Below are 418 nucleotides of genomic sequence, written 5' to 3'. Positions count from 1 at the left end.
GTGAGGTTGGAGACGAGCGGGATGTGCGGGGCCTCGTAGGTCAGGCCCTCGGCAACCCGGCGGAACGCCTCCAGCATTCCGTCCATGTGCGGCGAGTGGAAGGCGTGGCTGACCGTCAGGCGCCTCGTCTTGCGGCCCTGCTCCTCGAAGCGGGCGGCGATGTCCAGTACGGCGTTCTCGTCACCGGCGACGACCACGGAGGTGGGGCCGTTGACCGCGGCGATGCTCACGGCGTCGGTCAGGTACGGGGTGACCTCGTCCTCGGTCGCCTGCACGGCCACCATCGCACCACCGGCGGGCAGTTCCTGCATCAATCGGCCACGCGCCGCGACCAGGGTGCAGGCGTCCTCCAGCGACAGCACACCCGCACAATGCGCCGCCGCGATCTCACCGATGGAGTGACCGGAGAGGAAGTCCG

The 418-nt window shown here is 69.6% G+C and carries 1 protein-coding gene; it reads right to left on the bottom strand.

Annotated features, from left to right (window positions below; genetic code table 11):
• A partial coding sequence (locus LMU33_RS40950) for an acyltransferase domain-containing protein (RefSeq protein ID WP_228627206.1) occupies positions 1-418 on the bottom strand: 418 nt, incomplete at both ends.

Origin of the sequence: Streptomyces barringtoniae, from assembly GCF_020819595.1 — a bacterium.
GTDB classification, from domain to species: domain Bacteria; phylum Actinomycetota; class Actinomycetes; order Streptomycetales; family Streptomycetaceae; genus Streptomyces; species Streptomyces barringtoniae.
Note: the sequence above shows the minus strand (reverse complement) of the source record. Positions and strands in the feature narration are given on the sequence as shown.